Here is a 23,808-nt window from a genome sequence, read left to right as displayed (position 1 = left end):
CTCTTGCCCCGATTCATAGACGTATTATAAACACCCAACCTGAATATTCAATGAAAATCGGAAGGGTCGAAGTCCCCCGCCTAACAGAGCCCTATTGTGCCTTGTATCCAAAAAAAAGACGCTGCGGGGAGCAATTCCCCGAGCGCCTTCCAGCGTTCATGTAGTTCAGCTGTTGCACGGCGAACGCTCCAGTTCAATAATCATCCCTAGGCGTTCACCCTCGATCCGCGCGTCCAGCTTGCCCCCATGCAGCCTTATGATCTCGGCAGCAATGGACAGGCCCAACCCCGCACCTTCGCCGGCCCGCGACGAATCCCGCTTGTAGAATCGTTCAAACAACCGCTGCAGCTCCCCGCTGTCCATCGCTTGAGCCGGTGTGCTCCACAATTCCAGCCGTAACGGAATTGGACGGCGGCTCTCTGCCACCGGTTCCCGGAGGCGGATGACAAGCTCCGTATCTGCGCGGCTGTATTTGAAGGCGTTGGACAACAGATTTTCCAGCACCCGGACGAAAAGGTCAGCATCCACCTCCACATAAACCGACTGATCCGGCAGCAGCAGAACCGTCTCAATATGCGTGTCCCTGCTTTGGGGATGGTACCCCTCCACAACCTGGCGCAGCAGCTCCTGCATATTCACCCTGCTCTTATTTATTACCGGCAGTTTCCATTTCAGCTTCGAAATTTCAAAAAACTCATCAATCAGCTTCTTTAAGTACCCGGTCCGCTCCTCCAGAACCTCGACATACCGCTCCCTTTCCTGCTCACTGCCATACGATTTCTCTTTAAGCAAACTGAGAAACCCCATGATGGAAGTTAACGGCGTGCGCAGGTCATGGGAAATATTGAGCAAAAAATCCTTCTCCTTGCTCCGGCTTGCGACGATTTGCTCGGCCATATCATTCAGTGCTGCAGCCATCGTGGTAAGCTCATTGTTGTATTTTAACGGGATACGAGCCTGAAAATCAGTCGCATACAGCGTATGCGTGCCCCGTTCGAGAGTGCGCATATACCGGATTCTCCCCCGGACACCCAGATAAAAAAGCAGCAAAAACACAATAACACCCAGCAAAGATACAGGACTCTCGGTATAAGTAATCGTGCTTGCAGCCACCAGATAGAGCCCGTTTCCGAGCTTCCGCGTTTCCTGTAATTTCGTGCCGGAGCCGTTGTTATAGCTGATGCTGATGCCTTCCTTTGGTGAAAAGAAAACGATATTGTAGACCTGCTCCTCCTCGGGATTGCCGATCACGAAACCTCCAGCCTCCGGCGCAGGGGAATAATCTGCGGTAGACAGCAACGCCTTTCCCCCCGGCAATGTCTCCCCGGAGCGGACAATGACAACATGCGAATTGGCTTGAAGCAGCTCCCCCTGCCCGTTTACCACAGACACGACTACTTCCTCTGCAGCCCTAAAGCTTTTATTGTAGTCCAAGGGAAACTTGACCCGCAGCTCCTGCTCCAGCCGATGGGGAATAGCCGCCTCGCCTGCCCGGGCCTCCAGCCAAGCCGCCAGCGGATTGCCAACCTTCTCCCTGTAGCTCATCATCCGCTCCGCATCGGTCTGAGCCGGATAAAATAATGCCGAGCCTTTCAGAAAATGGGCTGTCAACGAAACTGCGACCAGCGTGGCTGCCAGTGACAGAATAAAAATCAGGACCAGTTCTCCGACTAGCCCTGTTTTAAGCTTCTTTGTCCACTTTATAACCAACACCCCAGACCGTTCTGATGTACTTGGAATTTTTGACGGTATCCCCCAGCTTGTCCCGCAGATTGCGGATATGGGTAAGCACGGTGTTGTCGCTCTCCAGATAGGTATCCTCCCAGACCAGCTCATAAATATCGCGTGAGGTAAACACCCGGCCCTTGTTCCTGGCCAGCAGCAGCAATATCCCATATTCTTTTGGCGTCATGTTGATTTCCACGCCATTTTTGGACACCGCATGCTCCTCCGGCAACAGAGTGAGATCCTTAATCTGCAGTTCCCCCGGGGCTACAGCCGTCTCTTCCGCAGCCGCCGGCCTGCGCTTTAAAATCGCCGAGATTCGCAAGGAAAGCTCCGTCAAATCAAAAGGTTTCGTCACATAATCATCGCAGCCGGCAATGAATCCCCTGATCTTATCCTCCTGCTGATCCTTGGCGGTCAGGAAAATTACCGGAACCTCCGAGATTTCCCTAATCCGGCCAATCAGGTCAAAACCATTCATGACCGGCATCATAATATCTAGTAAAATGAGCTGAAAGACCTCGTTCCGAATGTATTCCAGCGCCTTTTCCCCATCATAACAGGACAAAATGCAGTACCCTTCCCGTTCCAAAAATATTGATAAAAATTCCACAATCGTCCGGTCATCATCCACAATTAAAATCCGGGCGCCCATTTCGGCCAGCCGCCTTTCGTTCCCTGTCTCCTCTAAGCAATAAGCAGCAGCTTCATCAGATACATGTAAAAGATTCCGCTCGTTCCGGCCAGTCCCATTCCCAGTATGACCGTTGCGTCAAGGAGATGCAGTTTTTTGCTTCGCCCATATTTTACCGCAAATCCAGCCGAACACGCTATGCCTGCTGCGATCCCCGCTGCAAGGAGGTTGGCTGCCAGCAGCCAGTGGCCCTGTACCGCACGGCTTTCAGAGAAAACGCCCAGCATCGTAACTACCGCCGCACCAAGAATAAGCGGAGCTATAAGATAGGCAGGAAGCCTGTGCCGCAGGCACATCCGCTGGGGTCCCGATTTTTCGCGTCTGCAAATGGCAATCATTCCCGCTATAAGACCCAGCAATGCGCCAGCCAGCGCTACTTTCCAAGCCAATCCTCCCGCCCCTGCTTCCCAGGGATTCAGCTTAACAAACGCCTGGAAGGGCACTGTCGTATCCAGCACGACATATTTGCTCCCGCCTTCCCCTTCTTTAAGCACAAGATATTTATTGGCCTTTTTATTGTAAAAAATCTGCTTGCCAATCTGCGTGTATTGCCCGTTCAGCTCCTCACCCGCCGATTTCAGGGTAACCTCCCCTTGCTCACTGACGGCCACTTTTGGTGTAACCATCTGGTAACGCAGCTTGGAAACCCCCGGGCCCAGTCCCTCACTAATCACCATGGCGTATGTGCCCGCGTAGGCTTGAATACTTGCAGCGGGCTCTGTCGCCTCCCCGGTCGATTCGGCCAGCGGCTGATCCAGACTTACTCCGAAGAAGGAGTAGAACTGTTCCTCAAAGGCATCCCGGAAGGTCCCGTCGTCTCCTTCGTATTGGGAGTTACAGCCAATGAAAAACCCGAGTCCCTTGGACGGCATGATCGATATCAGACTGGAAAAAGCCTCAGTATCTCCGGGGTGAACCAGAATGGCAGGATTTTTGTAGTTTTGAAAAAAGCCATAGGCATAACCGGGCATTAGGGGATGCGTGGAATATTGCTGCGAGTGCATCTGCTTGGCGGTATCTTGTTGTAAAATCGAGCTTTCCCCTTGGCCCCGACCCTGCAGATGGGCCAATACAAACTTGCTCATGTCGTCAGCGGTTGACCAGATGGAGCCGGCGGGGTAGGTCAAAACCTCCCCCTGCTTCATTTTGACAAACCCCTTATCGTAAGAATATCCCTGGGCCAATTGCTGGTTCAAACGCTCCGGCGTAAGATAGGTCAAGCTGTTGTCCATATGCAGAGGAGCAAAAATATGCTGGCGGATATAATCATCGTAGGACAGGCCGCTTGCTCTTTCCACAATATATCCGGCGAGGGTGAAGCCTTCATTGCTATACTGCACCGCATCTCCCGGTGCCCTCACCAGCGGCGGCAGCAGCTTTTGCAGAGTCTGCTCCAGCGGAACCCGCTGCTCCGGCACCGTGTTCGACCAAGCCCCTTCGCGCTGTTCGGCATTGGCGAATCCCCCGGTATTGGTCAGCAAATGTTTCATGGTTAGCGGAGTTTTGTACGAGTTGGCCACTTGCAGGGAATCCGGCAAATACTGGTTCACATCCGCCGCCAAGTCCAGCTTCCCCTGCTCCGCCAGCTGCATGGCTGCTGTAGCCGTAAAAACCTTGGAGACCGAAGCGATACTGAAGCGGGTCTTGAGCGGATCTACCGGCACCTTGGCCTCCACATCCGCATAGCCGTAGCCCTTCTCCAGCCAGACAGCGCCATCCTTGACCACCACCAAAGTTACGCCCGGCACATGGTACTTGTCCATTGCTGTCTTCATAAATTCATCGGTCTGCTGTTCATACCGCTCCCGTTCTCCGGAAGCGGCTGCTTCCTCATGCTGCTCCGGCGCGGTGGCCGCTGCAGACGATAGCGACTGCGCCTCCTTCGGCTGCACCTTCACCGCTTGTGCCTGCGCAGACTCCGGCTGCATCGCCACTGGTTGCGCCAAAATCGCCGCCACCAGCCCTATTTTCATCCATAACCCTGTTCTCATACTCCCACTCCTGTCTCTATTAACACCCTATAGGACCATGATACAGCGGCAACATGGAGAAAAAAGCGGTATAAATCTAAAGAAAAAATAAAGCCGCGCACAATGCGCAATCCGGCGGATAACTACGATATCCAAATAGGCCATGAACTCTACTGACGTAGAAATTCATGGCCTTATCCGTTTACTATTATCAGAATTAATCAATTGCTGTCCAAATGTCTAACGCAAGGGAGCGAATCGCAAGGTTCGTGTGATTTCTATATAATCTTAAAAGCCGGGCACAGTCCGGACTCCATAATAAAACATTTCCTGCAACCTCAAGCAAAGAAAGTCCAATAAACTGAGATTCATAACTATCTTCCGACCCTATAACATCTACAATTTCTAATAGGGTTTCTGGATTCCAGTAGCCTTTGCTGTCTTTTAAATTTTGCGCAACCTGCTTATAGGCATCGCCTAAACGATGTGGCTGATTTGAAATGCAATGAACTATTTTAGTTAGGTAAGCAACGGATTCCTGAACATTATTCCAGTCTATTGAGGCTACATACAATTTCATTACAACCTGCTTTAAGGTCTCATCCGCTGCCAGACAGTCAATAATACCCATATACAGAGGCACAAGGTTTACGCGAGTGTTCTTTGGCAAAGAGGTCAGTTGGTCAGCAAATTTCAACAGACGTTGCCTGTGAGGCAAATCTCTTTTGGCATTAGCATTCCAATCATCTCTTATTTCTACACTGGCCAAATCCTTAAACACACCAATTACCCTCTCATTGACCTTGCCATCACGGCTTGTTTCTGTCAGCGTGTTCATTGCAATATTCCATCTGGCGTTATCTTCTAAATCCAGAATAACCTTTGCAGCGGCAGCCGCAATGATTTCTTCATGTCCATTTGTCCAACGGACCATACTATTCAAGGCATATCTTCCAACATCCGGATCTGCATGACCGGCTATTCTAATGATTAATTCTAAATACCGGGATCTATAATTTACCGGAAGTTCATTGGGCTGTTGCAATAGTACACTTTTCGCAATATCACTTTGTGATGAAATGGCCATTTTGCTTAAAATCTTCCATCCGCATTCATCATCTAAAAGCTGTCTCGCAGCATGCCCTATGGCAATGATTACGTCCTTATGCGCATTAGGCTTTTCAAACTCGTTCATCAATAGCGGAATGCTGTCACTGCTTCTATAAGCACCCAGTAACCGGATGGCCTCTTTTCTGACAGTGATTTTAAGCTTGTCCCGGTTTAACAGTTCTTTAAGTATTGAAGTCAATACAGCCGGATTCACTCTACGAATGCATCTGGGTATCGAGTACATGGCTACACGGGCTCTGTCTCCATCTAAATTCTCGAGCAGAACGGGAAGTGCCTTTTCAGGTTCTTCCAACAATGAAAGTGCATAAACTGCAGCTTCTACTACAGCTACTTCCTTATCTTTTAAATACCCTACCAGCTTATCCGGACTGACATCAGGCATTCTTGCCATTAGCTTTATAGCTGTTGAACGTTCATAAAAACTGCGTTTGGCATCTGACGCAATGCTTTCTATTGAGGTTCTAAAAGATTGTTGCTGACGCGGCAACCACCTATGGAACCCATCCGCAGCCGGCACAACATAAATGGTTTTCCCCGTTAAGAACCTGCCTTTAATAACCTCACCCGATATAAATGGATCCAGCCATTCTTGACGTTTCCGATGCAGATGCAGGAACACTTCGTTTACGGTAATAAACGATTTATCCAGGGTTAATAATTCTCTGACTCTCTCATCCCGTGTTTTAGGAGGGGCAAGCCAATGTCTTGCCGCCCGTACTGCGATAGAAGCTGTTTTCTCCTGTACCGCATCGCTTAGTAAATTTTGAAGCTTAGAGATACCAAAGCCTCTTTTGCCAAAGGAGTCCGCCAGGCTGATCACCAAATTGTAGTCTTCTCTTCGATTTGCCGCCACAGCTAACGGATAAACCACTTCAAATATTCGCTCTTCTATACCCCGGGGTATATTTTCCTGGAAGGATGGAAGTGTAAGCTGTCCGCTCTGCTTGGCTAACTTTACGATCGTGCTTAAAGCGAACTTAAAGATCTCACTTCCGGGATTTACTGCATTAAACCGCATAATCACAAATGCTAATTCCTGAGTGGCAAACCTTGTAGCATAGGAAGTATCTCTAGCCTCAATAACACTATCAACGAGTAAAGTAAGCTCCTTTACATTCTCATCCGTAAACATAGATGCAGGACTGTTTGCAAGCTCTCTAATCACTGCAGATCGTACAGGATCCTGATCATTTTTGATGCGGCCTAAATACACCAAAGTCTCATTCATACCTTGTCTTGATAGCGCAGTACTTTTAATCAGCTGCACAAGTGCCATTGCGCGTTCATCTGCATTAGAGGCATATGCCGCTTTTTCAAGCAGCTCTCTTGAATGATGAATAGAACGGCAAGCTGAAATCCTAATCGTTTTGTCCCGGCTATCATAGATTTCACGCAGACCAAGCATTCGGGTTGCTTCCTTGTCGCGTAATGTATGCGGTAACTGATACAGTAATGTCTCTGGAAAAATGCGCTCTTTACGTTTGTCCTCTTCATAGACCGACTCAAAAATCGCTTTACGCTTTGAAGGAGCCATACACTCAAGCAATTTCGCTATATGTATGGGGGTATCTGCAAGCAGCTTGGCTAATTCAATCCATTGATCTATGGAAAAATATTTCCCCCTTCTTAAAACGCCATCCGGCACACCATGAGAGAGCAGGTCACTTCGCGACTCCTTCCGGGTTAGCAGCTTATACACTGCTTCAGGATAGATTCGGACTAATGTACCCAGATGTTTTTTAAGTACAGGATGGATGATACCCAGGGGTCCATGATTCATGGCACATTCGAGAATGAAATCCGGCTTTACCTTGCATAAAGCTTCGATAGCTGATGAAAATCTCCACCACACATATCCCTTTTCCCTAAGGGGGGTGCCTTCTAACGTTGTTTTAAAATACTCCGCAACGGCATCAAGATGACGGCTAGAGAATTTCTTCCAGTTGATAATGATATATCCAAGCTCTTCAAGCCATTTACTGACCGTTTCCTTAGAACATGCTGGCAGCAGAATAGAGGCCTCCTCCGCCCCCCATCGGGCATACACAACAGGCAGTAACCTCTCCGCTAATTCTTGACGATGGATAAATGAAATACTGCGCAGTACTTTGCGGCGGCAATCATGGGACAGCTCCGGGAGTTCACGTTCAATATCAATATCTGAAGCCACTTTGGCCAAAAGACCGGCTGCCTGATTTCTAATAGTAGCCATAGGATGCTTTAACGCAGACACAATAATCTTTGCATCCTGTGTGGCAATAGCCCCCATTAAAGCTAGCTGTGTCTCATAGACACCGCCTTTCAGTAATGAAGCGAGCAATTTTGAATATTGGGTGGATCCATGATTTTCACGGCCTAGTGTGACAATTTTATGGATCCTGTCTGAATAACCTAGTGAGTCTAATTCTTTAAGCAAACCTTTTTTATCCATTGGATCTTTTCTGAAAATCATAAGTCCCCTCCTTCACCTGTTCTTGTTCCATCCAAACTTTATTCTATATATATCAATCCATACCCTTTAAAAAAATCTCATACCATGCTTTCTTTTACATCGGCAAAAATCCATTAGATTATTATCTATAACGTATCCTTTTATTGACAATATGTAACTAGGTGGTTACAATGACAATGTAACTGGTTGATTACATATAGGAAGGAGTCCATTACATTGGTTACTAATCGTATTAAAGTTTTGAGAGCTGAACGAGACTGGACACAGGCTGATTTGGCAGAACATGTCGGGATTTCACGACAAGCAGTTATATCCATTGAAAAATATAAATATACACCTTCGTTGGAGTTGGCTTTCAAAATTGCCAAAGCATTTAATGTATCTATCAATGAAGTATTTGTACTTGAGGAGGATGAAAAATTATGATTTATCAATTCGTAATGTTAGTGGTGTTGGTCGTATTAGGTATATGCACTATTGCCCTTCCATGCTTCCAAGCTGTAAAAATGAAAGAATATAGAAATGATGAACGTTGGCAATTGGTTCAGAATAAGGCGAACCACGTGGCAATGCACTACTATAGTGCACTTGGCTTTGCAATTTGCATTGGAGTTTTTATAACAACAATCTTCGATATTCAATTTAGTATTGGTCTTGATAGAGTGTTGCTATATTCGTTAATTGCAATTTTTATGCGAAATGCAATTGAATTATTTTCCTTACGCCACTTTGATAAAGTTTTATAAGCTTTACAAAGACAGTTAATACGAAACCTTATTCGCAGACAAACTCCTTTGTTCCTAATGGAACTCAGGAGTTTGTCTTGTTCAAAAAGCTAGGCCCTGCGCATAAGCGAACGGCGTCCCGCCCAGATGTAAACAGCAGAGGTTACAGCCACAATGAGAATGAAGGGGATCACATCCAGCCGGGGCGACAAAGCCGTCCCCCTTGGATACATCGCGTAGTAGGCCGTTGTAGAAGGAAACCAGGCACCGATCGAGGCATGAAGCCCGGTAAGCACAATGTTGGCTATCACGATCGAAGCGGATAAAATCAAAGAGGAAACAAACGACTTCAAGCGCATGGACACCCATAACTGCAGCGCCGCAAACGGCAGTATGGCCAGCCATCCCCCAACCGTACCGATGATCAATTCGGTAAAATCCAAATCGTCCCCCAATTGAAGCAGTACTCCCGCGAGCAGATATGATCCGGCAAAAAGCAGTTGAATCAACCCCATCAGCAGCATCAGCGTTCCCAATTTGGCATAATAGACACGGTAACGGGGAATGGGCAGACAAAACAGTTGTTTCCAGCCCCCGTTTGTATGCTCATAACGGCAGATAAAAGAAGCTAGTACCCCGGCATAAAGCGGATAAAAAAACAAACCGTGAAAGCTGGCCATATGCAGATAAAAGGTTTTCCATCCGCGCTCAAAAAAACCTACAAAATTCTCCGAATTTAAACTGTTCATTCCGAGCATCACAGTTCCCAGCGCACCGAGGAGGAACAGGATGAAGATGACGGAATACTGCAGCTTCATTCGTTCGGCTTTCATCAAATTTTCCATAATCACACCCCTGTTAATTAAAATTGTTTGTTTTTAAAATGCAAGGTCCCGGCGGCTAGCAGCACCGTTCCCAGGCCTGCACTGATGCCAATCCACCTCTCGGGATGTGCCATGAACGGACTGGACATCGTCGGATAGGCCCATGGCCACAGCCAGGTCCACAATGCTGCTCCGCTGTCCCGCGCTATGAATAGGCCAGAAACAGCGCCCAGGAAGCCGATGGACATCGGAATGGCCGGGTTCGAGAATTGGATAGACAGCCACATCTGCAGCCCCAGCACCGCAGTTGATGCGAGAAAGCTGTACATAATTTGCTTGATTAGAAGCTGGAACGGCAGCGGTTCGGAAGTGTAGCAAATCCAGAGCAGGATCAGGCCGGCAATAATCAGCAAGGCCGTACACAACAGCAGAAAAAGAACCCACAGCGCCTTGGCCCAATAAAGAACAGAGCGGGAAACGGGCAGGGTCAGCAGCTGCTTCCAGCTATTGGATTCGTGTTCCAAACCGGCAATCATACCCGTGAGTAACGCGGTGTTTAGCAGCAATACGAAACCTAGAAACAAATACATCACATTAAATACGCTGTATACCCCTGCCGGGCCTTTGAAATAGAGATACCATTCCAGCGAGATAAATGCGATGAACAGCCCGGCGCTGATAACCGGCAGCCAGCGGGCCGCAGGTTTGAGCCTCATGCCTTCGGCCCGCAGGGCTCGCCACATCATAAGCTTACTCCTTTTCCGGTCAACTCCATGAATAGCTCTTCCAGCGATTTGCTGCTTTCCCGTACATTCATAATCCCGTAAGGGCCCAGCAGTTTGAACAATTCTGCCTGCGACATACTGACATTCTCTGCCGAAACTGACAGCATATTGCCTTCCCGCTCCACGGCGAATCCTTGCAGCATTAGCGTGCGAAGCGCTTCCTCCGGCCGCTCCACTGCAAATCCCATGACTTTGCCCCTGCGCCGCTCCAGCATTTCTAGTGCTCCCTGATAGACGAGTTTGCCGCTGCTGATTATTCCGATCTCATCTGCAATCGTATCCACCTCGCTCAGCAGATGGCTGGACAGCATGATCGTCATTCCCTGATCATGGGCCAGTGACAGCATCAGATGCCGTATTTCTTGGATACCGGCCGGGTCCAGGCCGTTGGTCGGCTCATCCAGGATCAGCAGCTGCGGATCCCGCAGCAAGGCTGCTGCTATGCCGAGCCGCTGCTTCATACCAAGGGAATATCCGCTCACTTTACGGTTTGCACTGGACGTCAGCCGCACAATTTCCAGCACCTCACCGATGCGCCGGTCGGGCAGCTTCAGCAGTGTGCTTAGTATTTTCAAATTTTTGTACCCGGTCAAATGCCCGTAATAGGATGGGTTCTCTACTAATGAGCCTACCTTGCGCAAAATGTCCTGACTGTTGCCCGGCATCTCTTGTCCAAAAATACGGATCGTCCCGCTATCGGCCCAGAGCAAACCCAGCAGCATTTTGATCGTTGTAGTTTTCCCTGCACCGTTTGGCCCTAGAAAACCGTATATTTTCCCCTCGGGAACCTCCAGGTTTACCTCATTCACCGACACCTGCTCGCCGAAGCGGCGGGTCAGCCCTTTTGTCTCCACTATAAGTTGTGGCATCTCCTGTCACCTCATATCTTTGATATAGGGACAATAATAGGCGCTGGAAGTAGCAGCGGGGTAAAGAAAAGTAAAAATTAAGTAAAAAAACAGGCCAACACCACAAAAAGCGGATGTCCGGCCTGCATTCAATAAAGAAAAAAAAGTGTGATTTGCGTTCCTTGCTGCGGTTTGCTATGTACAGCCATTTTGCCGCCATGCCTTATTACAAAACCCTTTGCCAGCGCCATGCCCAGGCCGGAGCCCGCCAATCTGGCCCGCGCCGACAACATATTGTCCTCTGTTGCGTTCAGCCGCTCTAGCACCGCCGCATCGATTCCCGTCCCATTGTCGCGAATCTCAACCGTCAGTCCGTACTGATCCCAGCGTAGCCCGGTTTCAATATGGCACCCTGCGGGATTGTGAACCACGGCATTCCACAGCAAATTGTGCAGCGCCCGCCGAATCATGCGTTGATCGATATCAAGGTATTTCTCCCCGTCCGTATTGAAGGCAAAGGTATGCTGTGCAGCAAGCGGATGATCAGCAACATCGGTAACGATCTGCCTGATAAATTCTGCCATCTCCGTAGATTCCCGCGAGAGCGGAACCTCGCTGCCGTCCAGTTGATAGAAAGCATTCATATCTTCAATAAGCTGCTCTACCTGGATCGTCTTTTGTTCCATTAAGGAGCCGAACTGGATTATTTCCGCAGTAGACCACGCATATTGATCAGCGGCTGCAATCATGGAGCTGTAACCGCGAATATAGGCCAAAGGGGTTTTCAGATCATGCCGCACGCCCGCAATCCAGCTTTTTCGTTTCTCATCCAATTCGTGTCTTTCTTTCTCTGTTTGCTGCAGTGCAAGGGTCAACGTGGACAACTGCCCGATGATTTCTTTAAAGAGAGCATAAGGCAGCTTGAGCTGATTTCCGGGAATGGGGCGGCCGCGCCAATTACTCCGCGAAGGTTCGTCATATTGACCTTGTGCCAGCCGCTTCAGCCAGGTCAGCATATAAAAAATCGATTTCGTCAGGCTCCACAGATAGAAGACAAGCGCAGCCAGGCACACGATCAGGAAACTCCAGATTTGAAACTGTATGTACTCAAGGCCCTTCAGCCATGGAACCATTTGCCGCATAAAAATAAAAAGGATAAACAGAACAAGCCAGGCGGCGATAACACCTATAACCAGGGCAAGCAAAAAAAGCAGCAGCCGGAGGCCAACACGAACGACCCCTTTCATATTTGACCAGCCGGTACAGGGTTCGGTATAAATTTGTAGCCTAATCCACGGAAGTTGACAATGTAACGGGGCTGCTTCGGGTCCTGCTCTATTTTGTTTCTGATTTTGGAAATATAAATAACAACCGTTTTCTCATCGCCCAGCTGCATTTCACCCCAGACCTGTTCATAGAGCTGGGCCGTTGTAAACAGGCGGCTCGGATGCTCGGCAAAAAACAGCAGCAGCGCAAACTCCTTAGCCGTACAGTGAAGCTGCTGGCCGCGCACCGTCAACCCTCCGGTATCCTTGCTGATTTCAAAATCAGCAAAAGTATAACAGGCAGATGGAGCCTCCTGCTGATACAGTCGTCTTCTGGCAAGCTGGGCTTTGATCCGCGCCACCACCTCCAGGGAGTTGAACGGCTTTGTAATATAATCGTCCCCGCCCATCGCAAATCCGGTCAGCTTGTCATAATCGGCTGCCCGCGAAGTCAGGAATAAGATCGGGGCGTTTGTTTTTTTGCGCAGCTCCAGACACAGCTCGAAGCCGTTACAGTCCGGGAGCATCACATCCAGTAAAATTATATCCGGTTCCCGGCTGTCCATCAGGCTCATCGCCTCCGCCCCGGTAGAAGCGGTAAGGACGGAAGAATACCCTTCCCTGGATAGCAGCAGTTCCAGCATGCAGGCAATACCTGCTTCATCTTCTATAATCAATATCGCATCGTTCATCGCCATTCCCTCCATTTTCCATCCTATTATACTGCAAAATGGTAAGGGTATCTTCCGAGTGTGTCAAACCCGCCTGGGATTGGGCTCAGGCCTTCAGAGTGAAGCACCGGCCTTTCAGGCCGGTGCTTCCGGTTGTCTCCACTGGCATGGAACCCGAATGGAGAAGCTTTTTATCATTTTACATAGTCTTCTTTTAAAATACTGTATATCTCTAAATCGACGATTCCTTTACCTGCCCATAGTGTCGCTTGTCTTAATGTTCCTTCTTTGATGAAGCTATTCTTCAACAATACCTTTTTTGAAGTCTCATTTTGAGGCATCACTTCAGCCTGAATTCTGTTGACGTTGACATCCCTAAACAAAAAATCGATTAATATTTTTACCGCTTCGCTAGCAATACCTTTGCCCCAATGTGCTTCCGACAAAAAGTAGCCAATCGTCACAGCATTTACCTTTTGATTAAAGTCGACAGCTTCAATAATTCCAAGCAACCGGTCAGGGTCAGGGCTGGCAAATATCCCCCACTTAACCCTTGATCTTTTATTATAATCTCTCTCGAAATGCCCGATCATGCTTCTCACAGTATCTTTATTGTGTTTGGGTATTATGCCACAGTATTCAAATACTTTGTCATTGTTATAGATTTCAAAGACTTCGTTAAAATGATGATCTTCAATCTTCTTCAATACGAAATTATCTGACTTCAGGCTAGGAAACTGCTCATAAACTGCTTCAATGTTCATTCCATCACCGCTCCATATCTTCTTTATAATTGATAAATCTCTAAACTCCAGCTCTTTTAAGAATGAATTTTGGGCTATTAACCCTTTTACCCTCTCTATCGTATTAATCCCTTTGGGTACGCCACCATTTCTATGAAGTAATATCCACCTAAGACAAGCCAACGCCTCAAAAACTTCAAGCTCATTCTGCTGAATATCATTATCTAACAGATAAGCGGAACGAAACACATGTGCATATCGCTCTGAGATGTATATTTTTTGTAGAGTAAGTGACCACGCAAAATCATATCTGGAATCCCCTAATTGTCCGTTCGTCCAATCAATTACGGTGTATCGGTCATTTTCCTCTAGAATATTTCCTAAATGGAAATCACCATGAATGATCCGATCCAGCTTCATTTGACTAATATGCACAAGAGAAATTAATGCGCTATTCAAGTCATCATGTTCCCTTACTCCAGGAAAAAAATAATCAATGAAATCGTACTTAGGTAGATGTATATTTCCAATCTCTTCTACATGAATTTGATGTATCCTTGATAATATATTCGCAATCTCAATCATTTTCTTTTCATTCAGTTCGTTAACCGGCATCCCGTCAAAGGTAGTCAACAGCACCTTATCTGCATTTGGATTTACCCCCCAGCCCAATGGCTTAGAGACTGATAATCCTCTTTCAAAAAGGGCATTCAATAAATGAAATTGAAAACTAACATCAGGTCTTGAGCTCTTATTCCATACTTTCAATACAAAGCTCTCATGATCTGAACTTATCTTCATGACTTCAGCTTCAAATCCATGATCCATTGCATGTATGGTCAAGGTATTCTCTTGATTTAATAATTCCTCTATTTTTTCATTTTTTTCTACCCAATCCACGATCCCTATAGGAGATCCCAATCATCATCTTCCTTCCATACGGTTATTCATATTCTCTTCTTGACCGGTATATATAAATCAACTTTGCATTTCCCTTCCACATCTTTAGCAGGATCATTCATACAGAATTCTAGGCATGGCCTATCGTCGGCATCATACTCACTATCCGGTAACCATAGACTGAATACATTTTGATAGGCGAGAACAAATTTATCGATTGTGTCGTAGAATGGATATACAGCATACATTCCACCGGGTAATGTTTTGAATTCCACATGTTTTGTATGTCCGGATCTCTCGAATCCATTTGGCAATGTGACACAAGCATCGTAGCGGCAAGCAAATTCTTCTACGAGATTTCCATCATCCAACGATATGCCGATAAAATAATGATTGTTCGGAGTAAGTCCCTGCAAGCTTGCCCAACGTCCCAACTTGTCCCATGCAACATGAGTATCCATGTAACTCCCGACATGCCTAACATATGCCACTTCATATTCAGGAAGTTCTTTGATTGTGATCACGTTTTTCCACGCCCTCTTCAGAATGTGATTTCTCCCAATCCCATTGTAAGCCTCAAACTGGGAGAACTCTTCTTGCTTATTGCTGAAGTGTAATGAAATATTGCGATTCTTCTTTACGCTATTTCTAACGTCACTTGGGGTCTTGCTATAGTGCTTCTTAAAGAGAGCATTGAAGGTGGATACCGATTCGAAACCGCATTGATTCGATATTGCCAAAATAGTCTTGTTAGTTTCAGCTAAAAGAAAAACAGCCTTTTGTAGACGCTCTTGATTTACAAACGCAACTGGAGTCACACCGACTATGGATGTAAATATTCTTGCAAAATGATATTTCGAAAAATTTGAAACGCCGGCCAAGTTATCGAGAGTGAGTTTTTGATTGCTATTTTCCTTAATGTATTTAATTACGTTATCAATTCTATTAAAATAGTCATTATTCATCTATCAATTCCCCAATATCTAAGTATTTATCATTTACTAAAATCAGATTACCAAAATTATACACTATTTGCACCCATTATAAGTGGCTGATACATAAGTGAGAATGAACGGGGCTATTGCAGCAAAAAGCTCAAGCACCAGGCATATAGCCGCAGGCTTGAGCTTTTTAACTGTTTTAATTCCTTCAATCAATTTCCTGTTCCTGTGCGGACTTTATTACCACCAGTTTTCGTAGCTTTTTGTATAAACACATAGGTGCACTCATTTGACAACTCATCTACAAATTCGAAATCAAACCCGGTAAAACCTTTGATATCCTCCACGCACCTGATTTGCCGTTCAGCAATGAAGCGTACCATTTCACCCCGGGCCATCTTGACCAGGGTTGCTTTTTCGATCACCTTACCACCGATGTGCTGCCCGAATACACAAGTAACCATTCGAACATCTCTGCCCAGATAAGGGGAAATGCATTTGCTGTATTCCTTAGAGGCTAAATTCAGAATGCAGCCGCTCTCCGCAAGAAGCTGATCGGCCAGTTTTCTGCCCCAAAATCCATAAATCGAACTGAAGCCCGGTCCGGCCAGCTTGGCCTGCATTTCCAGTCTGTATGGAACAACCCCGTCAAACGGCCGGAGTATCCCGTAGAACCCCGACAAGATCCGTAATTGCTGCTGAAGATACTCCAGCTCTTCCGTTTGTAGCACCCCCGGTGCCATGTATTGGTACTGAATCCCTTCGTAGGCGAAGAGAGCAGGTACCAAATTGCGGGTTAAATCCATATTCTCAATCCGCTGGGCATTCAGCGTGGTGATAGCATCATTGCATTTCCATAGGGATTTTGCTTCTTCATAGTTCAGCTTTTTTAATGTGGCCAGCAGAATTTCCGACTCGTTTATAAACTGCGGCATCTGGCGGCTAGTAAAGACATCCGTGTCCGGCTTCATCTTTTTGGCAGGCGAAATAATAATTCTCATGTTGCTCCCTTTTCTTGCCCCGTGGGGAAAATAATGTACCCTTATCCTATCACAATTCACTCTCATAGGGCCTCCCTACTATTTATAAGCGCTGGTCAACCGCTGCATTGCAGCAAAAAGCTCAAGCATCGGCAGTATAGCCGCAGGCTTGAGCTTTTTGAATGTTAGTTATTCGCCAATAGTTGAGATAATTGTGTCATACGGAGCTAACTCCATCGTTTGTTGCCCATACTCCGTATCAATCGAAGTGCTTTGAAGTTGATCATTATTGTTAATCACAACAAGTATTTTACTTTCCGGATAATAGGCACACTCTGTAAATAAGTTATCCGTAATGTACTTCGTTTCATGCAGCTCATTGCCCGCAAAGCGGATTAGATTCAGCAGCAATCTTGTATTCGCAAAACTAAATTCAAACGAAGGAAGGTAGATCCCCTTGCCTTTACCAAAGGCATGAGTAGACAGTGTGATCTTGCCGCCCGTTTCATCCACTACCGCAGCTGACCCGTCGGTAAGATAAATGCTATTCTTAGGTGTTATGCTGGCCCCTTCAGGCACCAAGCTGTGCTCGTCCCGGGTCTCATAAGTCCATTTGCCATGAGCGACCCTGGAGCCGGTATCCTCATCCAGACCGAGAACATGTGCCATTCTGAAGTAGCTGTCATAGCCATCGACCGCCGAAGGCTGGTTAATCCCGATAAAGGTACCGCCCTCATACACCCATTGGGTCAATATATCCACACACTTGTTGTCTTTCCAGTAGTCCCCGCCGCTCCAGGCAGATCCGGCAGAGCCGGCATTGATCACTACATCACAATCCTGCAATACGCCCTGACGGATATCCTCAAAATCAATGAACTGCACGTCAACCGGCAATCCGGATAAAGCTTCATTAATATGAATCAAATCATGCATATACGTTTCATGGAAATGGCCGGACAATGTCCACGATCTTAATTTGCCCCAGCTGTGCAGAATGGCTACTCTCGTCTTTATTTGATAAGGCTTGCCTTGTTGATGCAGCTCTTTAATTTGTCTAAATTCACCCGCAATCTTTTCGATGTAATCGCAGAAATCCGGGTAAGGCTCTACCAGATGCAAATACCCGCCCAGTCCGATCCGGTCAATAGACTCCCGCAGGAGCGCGCGCCGGATGTTGATCCAGTACTTTTTGGCATCCAGCGTGGGGTCGCCGCCCTCCATAAAGGTAGGAAGTCCGCCTAGCCCGACCGGAAAAAGATACGGATGCAGCCGGATCTCATGTGTATCCACTTTTACACCTGAACACAGCCGTGCCTCATAACCCGAGAACACGCATTTAATCATCCCGTCAAAGCCAAACTCCTGAAAGCGGTCATTGTAAGGCTCTACGCCAACCCAGCTATCATCATAGAAGACATACGCCAGTTTGTCGTGCCGATGCACAATGTCAATCAATTGCTTGCCAAATCCGATTACAAAATCATTGATGAAGGCCATCCAGTCGAGCTTGCGCTGCTTAGCCGGGATGTGACTGACGCGATAGTTGCCGCCATTCACAAAATCCTCGGCCGTCAGCGAATAGCCATATCTCTTAGCGAACAGATCAAGCGCTCTTGAACTTACCGTGAAATCATATGAACCCCAGTCCGAGAACAAATGGCGGTTGCGCTCATTGCTGCCCCAGATCCAGGCGAAATTATAAAAAAGCGAAGTAAACCGGACAACCGTTGTTTCCTTATGCTGTACACACCAGTCTTCCATCCAGTCCAGCAGATATGCCTGCGTTTCCGGATAGATGGGATCAATCTGCATCAAATGCTCTTTATCCCAGTTGTTCGTCGTATGATTGTACATGGAGATCTCTTCCCAGATCCGGTAGGCCATGAAGCTGACCGTGTATTTATGCCAAGGTGCAATTCCGGTAAGGACTACATTTCCCGATTCCCGGTCATAATTCCACTGTTCTCTCGGAACTTCCTCCCCGGTCGTCCGGTCTACAACCTGCCAATACTTAAACGCCTCTTTGGAATCATTCACTCTGAATTGTTCAGCAAAAAAATCCTCCATCAGATAGATGGATACATAATCTAGTACAGCCACCTTTGGATTCGTAATTAAAAAACACTGCTGCAGCTTATCCGGATTTTGCGACGCCCACACATTATGTTCCCTAATGATACAGATTGTAGAGTAGATACCGTACCCTGCATTGATAATCTCATCGGACAATTGTGTGCCGTCACTGTCACGGATGACATCGGCTCCCCACCGTTCAGCGAGTTTCAGGGTCAGCGCCTCATAACCGGATTCTCCCGGCAGGGTAAAGGCCCCCTTAGTTAGATTGGACAACCTGGTTCCCTCCTATTTAAGCATATCTGATAGAAAAGCGAGTGCTAGACCTTGACCCCAGCCTTGAATCCATTCTTTGGGGATATTGCGATACCCTTCCCGGTCCTTCATCACCGCTGTTCCGCCCGATACACCCAGCACCCGTCCATCTTCGCTGATATTGTCCAATATGCCTTTCAGGGCCTTTTGCACATATTTGGTATGCAGCGGATTACCGTTATTGATCATAGCCGCCGCAATCCCGCAAGAGGCGGATACTTCTTCATAGGACTCTTCGTCATCCAGCACCGTCCGCCACAAACCGTTCTCCGTCTGAACAAGCTTGAGTGCCGCCAGCTGATCCCGGAGTGAACACTCCACGTCCATACACTGAGGGTACAAATACCAGTCCTTCAAAAGCGGTTTGACCTGCGACATGGTGTAGGCGCCCCAAGCATTCGCTCTACCCCAATATAATCCCGACATGTGATCCTGCTTGATGTTATTGTAGCCGTGGTACCAGAAACCGCTGCTAGGGTCCTGCAGGTATTTGATATGCCAGTAATATTGATTCAGGGCATCCTGGATCATTTCCTGATCATTTAGCTTGCTTCCTACACGGAGCAGAAAAAATGCCGCCATAAACAACGTATCCGCCCAGGCCTGTTCCGGAAAATCATTCGACACAGATACGGTATGCTGCAGCACATTGTCCCCAAACCTCAGCGCATTGCTGCGGAGATACTCCACCTTGCTCATCACAATATCCCAATATTTCTGGTTGCCAGTCTCTTCATACAAGGTGATCAGCATGTGGCCCATGGCACAGGTGTTCACTGTCCAGTCCGGCAGGCCCAGCTCGATATATTCATCTGCCCACTGGACAAGCATATCCAAATACTCTTTATTCCCTGTGGTCTGATAGGCTCTGGATACCCCATAATATGCCACCCCGCAAGGCCATTCCCACGTTAAATCCATCGCGAGTGTTTTTCTGGTGACTTTGTCGATAACGCTTAATATTTCTTCCCTGTCATAATTGATTTGAAGCATCTCTATTCCCCTCTCCTTCGCACACGCCCCCAAAGGCGCCTTTAGAGCCGTCCGTCTTATTGTAAACGCTTTATATATTCTATTGTAAGCAGTATAATGGTATACATCTAAGCACATTCGCAGCAAAACTGCGCAATTTCAACCATTTGTTGAAGAGAGCTATAAAGATTGAACTTGTGGTTTTTCTACTTTGGGGTTGGCAGTGACTCCAGAGAATGTTTGGACTTTCGGCCGCTGTTAGGTTTGGATTTCCTGAATTTAACCGCGATTCGCGGTAGAAATCCAAACCTAAAGGCGGACGCTATCGCTCCTACAGTTCCAAAATTCCCTTCCGCCACTTTTCCCTAAGTTTATATTCATAAATTCAATCTATATAGTTGAAGTTACCTACCTCCAACCCACACAAATTCACGTTATGGAATGGGAGCAGCGAATATGCCCAGAAAAAAGAAGCCTGTCATTGAGTACCGCCATTATAGCTTGCCTATCCATTTCCCTGTCCTGCTGTTAAGCGGGGACCGCTGGAGGATTTCCGATATCAAAAGCGAACATCTCCATTTCCATAACCATTTGGAGATTGGCATTTGCTATTCAGATAGCGGCATCATGGAGATCAAAGGAGAAGACGTCCCCTTTAAAGCCGGAGATGTGACCTTCCTCCCCAGATACCTCCCCCATACCACGTACAGTTCACCTGATACGGCAAGTCTGTGGTCCTATCTCTTTTTTTCACCGGAGGAGCTGTTTCAGCATTCCTTCAAAAGTGCCTACAACAGCTTCGAGCCGAACCTGTGGAGGGTGCTGGGAAAGAACTGTATTTTGAACAAGGAGCAATATCCCAAAGTCTATTCCCTTGCCACATCGGTCGTGGAGGAGCTCAAGGAGCAGAAGCCTTACTACCAGGAAAGCGCTTACGGATTATTGTTGTCTCTTTATATAGAATTGCTTAGAATTCATTCCACAAATGAAGCGCTGGCCGAACAAGAAACAGAGCATAGTATGAAGGGCTATTTCGCTATTTCTCCAGCTCTGGAGTATATCACGAAAAACTATATGACCCCCATCACCATTGATTTCCTGGCGGATTCATGCCACTTAAGCACAACGCATTTCCGCAGAAAATTCCACGAAATCATGGGAACGGCACCTCTCGATTTCCTGAGCAGCACCCGAATCGAAGAGGCCTGCAAGCAGCTAAAAAGCACGGATGATTCCATTCTTTCGATCTCTGAGCAGGTCGGATTTCGTTCTATTTCCAGCTTCAACCGCTGCTTCTCCAGGCTCATGGGAGAGTCGCCCAAACAATGGCGTAAAGGGGCACAGTCCGAAGCGCAGTCAGCGAAGGCGTCGATATTGGAGTTTACGGGGTGGGTCTGAGGTGGGTGTATATAGTTTTACTAAGGTATCATCGTGGACTTATCCTCCAGCAAGACGATATCTTCTCCTTGCCGTTGTCTCATTTTAATATTCTCTTTTCCCCAGGTACACATAACGTCAACGATCTTATTGGCTGTAACCCCATATTCCGTGAGGCTATATTCGACTTTTGGCGGCATCTGCGGGTATACATATCTTCTGACGAGTCCATCCTCCTCAAGCTCCCGAAGCTGCTGGATCAGAACCTTTTGTGAAATGCCTTGAATATTCCGCTGTAATTCGCTTGTTCTCTTCGCACCGGGCATCAGTAAGCAGATGATCAGAGATTTCCACTTTCCACCGAGGATTTCAAGTGTTGCCTCTATGCCCAAATGATATTGCTTCATTGAATAACACCTCGTTAATGACGATCTTATACCACCGGTCTAAAAACTCATTGTTGCATATCTTTTTTTCCGAGTCCAGTACGTACTTTGAAGTAACCATCTTACTTTATTGTGTGTATTTTCTTTTTTTGGGGCCTGCAAGATAATGATGATATTCAAAAAAATACAGGCCTGTGAAGGGAGATTCCCAATGAAAACACTGGTGATTCTGGCACACCCAAACCTTGAGGCTTCAAGGGTCAACCAGCGCTGGAAAGAAGAATTGCTGCAATATCCAACCGATATTACAGTTCATGAGATTTACAAAGAGTATCCTAACTGGAATATAGATGTTCCTAGAGAGCAAAATTTATTAGAAGCCTATAATCATATTATCTTTCAATTTCCATTGTATTGGTACAGCTATCCTCCACTATTTAAAAAATGGTTTGACGATGTTTTTGCTTACGGGTGGGCTTATGGTTCAAAAGGTGACAAGCTTAAAGGGAAGAGGTTAGGGCTTGCCCTGTCCATCGGTGATAAAAAAGAAAATTATTTGCCGGAGGGCTCTGTTTCTTTTACCGTGGATGAAATGATCGCGCCTTTCAAAGCCAGTATAAGACATGTAGGTGCAGTAGCACTCCCCTACTTTGCTGTCTTCGGAGCTTCATTTCAAGCCAGCGATGAAGAAATTAATAATAGTGCAAAAGAATATATCAACTATATCTTTAAGCACCAAAAGTAACGAAATACAAACACAACAGGGGCTATCCTAAGTCCTTATCTAAGACTTTATAGATAGCCCCTACTTCACAAAAGTGGACAACGCACAGTCAAATGAGTCTACAACGTTTCCGTACTGAGCGTAAATCCTTCGATCACGACATCCTCGTCAACCTCAATCATGATGCAGCGTTTTCCTTGATAGTTCACCTGCTTCACATACCTTAAATCCTGCGGGCTGACGGTAATGGTGGCTACCTTGGTCTCGATCTTAATCGATTTTGAAGTAAATTTCGGTATAACACTGCTTGCCTTCATTTCGTAGTACTTGTCATCGACGACCGTTTCGAACGCCCGCTCCACCTTTTCCGCCGTCACGTTCTCTACGCCGCTTGCCGCCAGAACACGTTCCACATCTTTGTAATCCAGCTTAGGAGGTTCTTCCTCCCCTTCGCCCCCTTCGATAACCAGCTGGATTTCCTCATACACCTGGGCAAGGGTGGTCGTATCAAGCTGTTCGCCTGCCAATTCCTTCACGATATCTTCGAAGAAGCTTCTCTCTTCCAAGGCTGTTACAGATCTCTCGGCATTCAGGACCTGCTCGATGAACTGCGGATCGGGATAATTCGATTTTCCCGTACAATACAGAATGCGGTTCACATCTGAATAGTTGTCCGTTACGCTGGGATAAAAGAATCCTTGCTCCGGCGAACTGAGCTTGATAATCGGATCGACAATGATATTGTACTTGAATTCCCGCTCCACATAATCGAACATGAGGTTTTTGCGCTGCTGTTCCGTGGAATTCACGCTGCACAGAATGAACGGATGCGCGAACATCTCGTCCTTCTCACTCTCTTCGGCTTCTTCATTTCTGGCCTTAGTCGGCCGGTAATATTGCCCGCGAACAAAAGTGATCACCATATCCTTCTCATACTTAACATCCACCAGCATCTTGTCAACAAGCAGCATCATCAGGTCCTGCCATTCTTCAGCATCACCTGTCACCAGGCCTTGGTGAAGCATTACCCGCGTCGGGTCCTCCGCTTCCTCCTGAAACTTCAACTCGAACAGCTTATGGTCCAGCTCACCAGTGAGCAGTTTTTTGAAATTACCCATATACAGCTCCTGCTTCTCTCTATCCACGAGGCCAAACGGCAGGCGCTCCCAATGATAGATCTCGTTGCTTTCCTTCATAATGTACACGTTAAGAATATCGTAGATGTTCATCAAATCATGATCCAGCTTAAACTGCTTGCGTATGTGTGCGACTTCTTTTTTATTCATAATGGGTTCGGCGGCTCC

Annotated in this window: 20 protein-coding genes and 1 pseudogene; 4 read left to right on the top strand and 17 right to left on the bottom strand. The window is 46.9% G+C overall.

Annotated features, from left to right (window positions below):
* Positions 1–165 precede the first annotated feature (165 nt).
* The 4 genes from AC3WT9_RS28455 to AC3WT9_RS28440 form a co-directional block, all read right to left on the bottom strand.
* Positions 166–1,713, bottom strand: coding sequence for a HAMP domain-containing sensor histidine kinase (locus tag AC3WT9_RS28455; RefSeq protein ID WP_341089799.1), 1,548 nt, complete (start codon positions 1,711–1,713; stop codon positions 166–168).
* Positions 1,682–2,380: a response regulator transcription factor gene (locus AC3WT9_RS28450; protein WP_341089798.1), complete on the bottom strand. Its 699-nt coding sequence runs from the start codon at positions 2,378–2,380 to the stop codon at positions 1,682–1,684. The genes AC3WT9_RS28455 and AC3WT9_RS28450 overlap by 32 nt, the downstream gene beginning before the upstream one ends.
* A gap of 32 nt (positions 2,381–2,412) precedes the next feature.
* A complete protein-coding gene (locus AC3WT9_RS28445; protein WP_341377301.1) occupies positions 2,413–4,410 on the bottom strand; it encodes a serine hydrolase domain-containing protein in 1,998 nt (665 codons plus the stop codon).
* 196 nt (positions 4,411–4,606) lie between these two features.
* Positions 4,607–7,972 (bottom strand): HEAT repeat domain-containing protein, encoded by a 3,366-nt coding sequence (locus tag AC3WT9_RS28440; protein WP_341377300.1) that lies wholly within the window; start codon positions 7,970–7,972, stop codon positions 4,607–4,609.
* A 216-nt stretch (positions 7,973–8,188) separates the two neighbouring features.
* On the opposite strand from AC3WT9_RS28440, the gene AC3WT9_RS28435 reads away from it, so the two are divergent.
* Together AC3WT9_RS28435 and AC3WT9_RS28430 are read left to right on the top strand one after the other, a co-directional pair.
* Positions 8,189–8,398 carry a helix-turn-helix transcriptional regulator gene (locus AC3WT9_RS28435; RefSeq protein ID WP_341089795.1) on the top strand — a complete coding sequence of 70 codons (210 nt, stop codon included), beginning with the start codon at positions 8,189–8,191 and terminating at the stop codon, positions 8,396–8,398.
* Positions 8,395–8,718, top strand: coding sequence for a DUF2178 domain-containing protein (locus AC3WT9_RS28430; RefSeq protein ID WP_341089793.1), 324 nt, complete (start codon positions 8,395–8,397; stop codon positions 8,716–8,718). Before AC3WT9_RS28435 ends, AC3WT9_RS28430 begins: the two co-directional genes overlap by 4 nt.
* Positions 8,719–8,807: 89 nt before the next feature.
* Here the strand turns inward: AC3WT9_RS28430 and AC3WT9_RS28425 are convergent, their stop codons facing one another.
* From AC3WT9_RS28425 to AC3WT9_RS28375, 11 genes and pseudogenes are all read right to left on the bottom strand, one after another.
* Entirely contained in the window at positions 8,808–9,542 is a 735-nt protein-coding gene (locus AC3WT9_RS28425; protein WP_341377299.1) for an ABC transporter permease, read from the bottom strand.
* Positions 9,543–9,559: 17 nt separating this feature from the next.
* The gene (locus tag AC3WT9_RS28420) at positions 9,560–10,267 is read right to left on the bottom strand and encodes an ABC transporter permease (RefSeq protein ID WP_341377298.1); all 708 of its coding nucleotides are present in this window, start codon (positions 10,265–10,267) and stop codon (positions 9,560–9,562) included.
* Positions 10,264–11,175, bottom strand: a complete 912-nt coding sequence (locus AC3WT9_RS28415; protein ID WP_341377296.1) for an ABC transporter ATP-binding protein — start codon at positions 11,173–11,175, stop codon at positions 10,264–10,266. Before AC3WT9_RS28415 ends, AC3WT9_RS28420 begins: the two co-directional genes overlap by 4 nt.
* 128 nt (positions 11,176–11,303) lie before the next feature.
* On the bottom strand, positions 11,304–12,401 hold the full coding sequence (locus AC3WT9_RS28410; RefSeq protein ID WP_341377295.1) for a sensor histidine kinase: 1,098 nt from the start codon (positions 12,399–12,401) through the stop codon (positions 11,304–11,306).
* Positions 12,398–13,111, bottom strand: coding sequence for a response regulator transcription factor (locus AC3WT9_RS28405; protein ID WP_076110252.1), 714 nt, complete (start codon positions 13,109–13,111; stop codon positions 12,398–12,400). The genes AC3WT9_RS28410 and AC3WT9_RS28405 overlap by 4 nt, the downstream gene beginning before the upstream one ends.
* A 173-nt stretch (positions 13,112–13,284) precedes the next feature.
* Entirely contained in the window at positions 13,285–13,854 is a 570-nt protein-coding gene (locus AC3WT9_RS28400; RefSeq protein WP_341380315.1) for a GNAT family N-acetyltransferase, read from the bottom strand.
* A 222-nt stretch (positions 13,855–14,076) separates the two neighbouring features.
* Positions 14,077–14,661, bottom strand: a pseudogene (locus AC3WT9_RS28395) (aminoglycoside phosphotransferase family protein); the annotation flags it as partial.
* A gap of 119 nt (positions 14,662–14,780) precedes the next feature.
* Positions 14,781–15,698, bottom strand: a complete 918-nt coding sequence (locus AC3WT9_RS28390; RefSeq protein WP_341377293.1) for an AraC family transcriptional regulator — start codon at positions 15,696–15,698, stop codon at positions 14,781–14,783.
* 188 nt (positions 15,699–15,886) lie between these two features.
* The gene (yaaA, locus tag AC3WT9_RS28385; RefSeq protein WP_341377292.1) at positions 15,887–16,675 is read right to left on the bottom strand and encodes a peroxide stress protein YaaA; all 789 of its coding nucleotides are present in this window, start codon (positions 16,673–16,675) and stop codon (positions 15,887–15,889) included.
* 168 nt (positions 16,676–16,843) lie between these two features.
* Positions 16,844–19,006 carry a 1,3-beta-galactosyl-N-acetylhexosamine phosphorylase gene (gnpA, locus tag AC3WT9_RS28380; protein ID WP_341377291.1) on the bottom strand — a complete coding sequence of 721 codons (2,163 nt, stop codon included), beginning with the start codon at positions 19,004–19,006 and terminating at the stop codon, positions 16,844–16,846.
* A 12-nt stretch (positions 19,007–19,018) separates the two neighbouring features.
* Complete coding sequence (locus tag AC3WT9_RS28375; protein ID WP_341377290.1) at positions 19,019–20,038, bottom strand: glycoside hydrolase family 88/105 protein; 1,020 nt, start codon at positions 20,036–20,038, stop codon at positions 19,019–19,021.
* Between the two features lie 435 nt (positions 20,039–20,473).
* Here AC3WT9_RS28375 and AC3WT9_RS28370 point away from each other — a divergent pair, with 435 nt between their 5' ends.
* A complete protein-coding gene (locus AC3WT9_RS28370; protein ID WP_341377289.1) occupies positions 20,474–21,415 on the top strand; it encodes a helix-turn-helix domain-containing protein in 942 nt (313 codons plus the stop codon).
* Positions 21,416–21,435: 20 nt separating this feature from the next.
* On the opposite strand, the gene AC3WT9_RS28365 is transcribed toward AC3WT9_RS28370, so the two are convergent.
* Positions 21,436–21,801: a winged helix-turn-helix transcriptional regulator gene (locus tag AC3WT9_RS28365; protein ID WP_341089768.1), complete on the bottom strand. Its 366-nt coding sequence runs from the start codon at positions 21,799–21,801 to the stop codon at positions 21,436–21,438.
* Between the two features lie 190 nt (positions 21,802–21,991).
* Between AC3WT9_RS28365 and AC3WT9_RS28360 the strand changes: the two genes are divergently transcribed.
* On the top strand, positions 21,992–22,525 hold the full coding sequence (locus AC3WT9_RS28360; RefSeq protein ID WP_341377287.1) for an NAD(P)H-dependent oxidoreductase: 534 nt from the start codon (positions 21,992–21,994) through the stop codon (positions 22,523–22,525).
* A 98-nt stretch (positions 22,526–22,623) separates the two neighbouring features.
* On the opposite strand, the gene AC3WT9_RS28355 is transcribed toward AC3WT9_RS28360, so the two are convergent.
* Positions 22,624–23,790, bottom strand: coding sequence for a DUF4317 domain-containing protein (locus AC3WT9_RS28355; RefSeq protein WP_341089766.1), 1,167 nt, complete (start codon positions 23,788–23,790; stop codon positions 22,624–22,626).
* Positions 23,791–23,808: the final 18 nt, after the last annotated feature.

Source organism: Paenibacillus sp. EB106-06-01-XG199, assembly GCF_058791575.1.
Note: the sequence above shows the minus strand (reverse complement) of the source record. Positions and strands in the feature narration are given on the sequence as shown.

Coding starts and splice junctions, on each gene's coding strand:
- AC3WT9_RS28400 (WP_341380315.1), bottom strand. CDS start 13,854: ATGAACATTGAAGCAGTTTATGAGCAGTTTCCTAGCCTGAAGTCAGAT.
- AC3WT9_RS28410 (WP_341377295.1), bottom strand. CDS start 12,401: ATGAAAGGGGTCGTTCGTGTTGGCCTCCGGCTGCTGCTTTTTTTGCTT.
- AC3WT9_RS28450 (WP_341089798.1), bottom strand. CDS start 2,380: ATGGGCGCCCGGATTTTAATTGTGGATGATGACCGGACGATTGTGGAA.
- AC3WT9_RS28445 (WP_341377301.1), bottom strand. CDS start 4,410: ATGAGAACAGGGTTATGGATGAAAATAGGGCTGGTGGCGGCGATTTTG.
- AC3WT9_RS28390 (WP_341377293.1), bottom strand. CDS start 15,698: ATGAATAATGACTATTTTAATAGAATTGATAACGTAATTAAATACATT.
- yaaA (WP_341377292.1), bottom strand. CDS start 16,675: ATGAGAATTATTATTTCGCCTGCCAAAAAGATGAAGCCGGACACGGAT.
- AC3WT9_RS28360 (WP_341377287.1), top strand. CDS start 21,992: ATGAAAACACTGGTGATTCTGGCACACCCAAACCTTGAGGCTTCAAGG.
- AC3WT9_RS28440 (WP_341377300.1), bottom strand. CDS start 7,972: ATGATTTTCAGAAAAGATCCAATGGATAAAAAAGGTTTGCTTAAAGAA.
- AC3WT9_RS28425 (WP_341377299.1), bottom strand. CDS start 9,542: ATGGAAAATTTGATGAAAGCCGAACGAATGAAGCTGCAGTATTCCGTC.
- AC3WT9_RS28355 (WP_341089766.1), bottom strand. CDS start 23,790: ATGAATAAAAAAGAAGTCGCACACATACGCAAGCAGTTTAAGCTGGAT.
- AC3WT9_RS28430 (WP_341089793.1), top strand. CDS start 8,395: ATGATTTATCAATTCGTAATGTTAGTGGTGTTGGTCGTATTAGGTATA.
- AC3WT9_RS28365 (WP_341089768.1), bottom strand. CDS start 21,801: ATGAAGCAATATCATTTGGGCATAGAGGCAACACTTGAAATCCTCGGT.
- AC3WT9_RS28420 (WP_341377298.1), bottom strand. CDS start 10,267: ATGATGTGGCGAGCCCTGCGGGCCGAAGGCATGAGGCTCAAACCTGCG.
- AC3WT9_RS28375 (WP_341377290.1), bottom strand. CDS start 20,038: ATGCTTCAAATCAATTATGACAGGGAAGAAATATTAAGCGTTATCGAC.
- AC3WT9_RS28370 (WP_341377289.1), top strand. CDS start 20,474: ATGCCCAGAAAAAAGAAGCCTGTCATTGAGTACCGCCATTATAGCTTG.
- AC3WT9_RS28405 (WP_076110252.1), bottom strand. CDS start 13,111: ATGAACGATGCGATATTGATTATAGAAGATGAAGCAGGTATTGCCTGC.
- AC3WT9_RS28415 (WP_341377296.1), bottom strand. CDS start 11,175: ATGCCACAACTTATAGTGGAGACAAAAGGGCTGACCCGCCGCTTCGGC.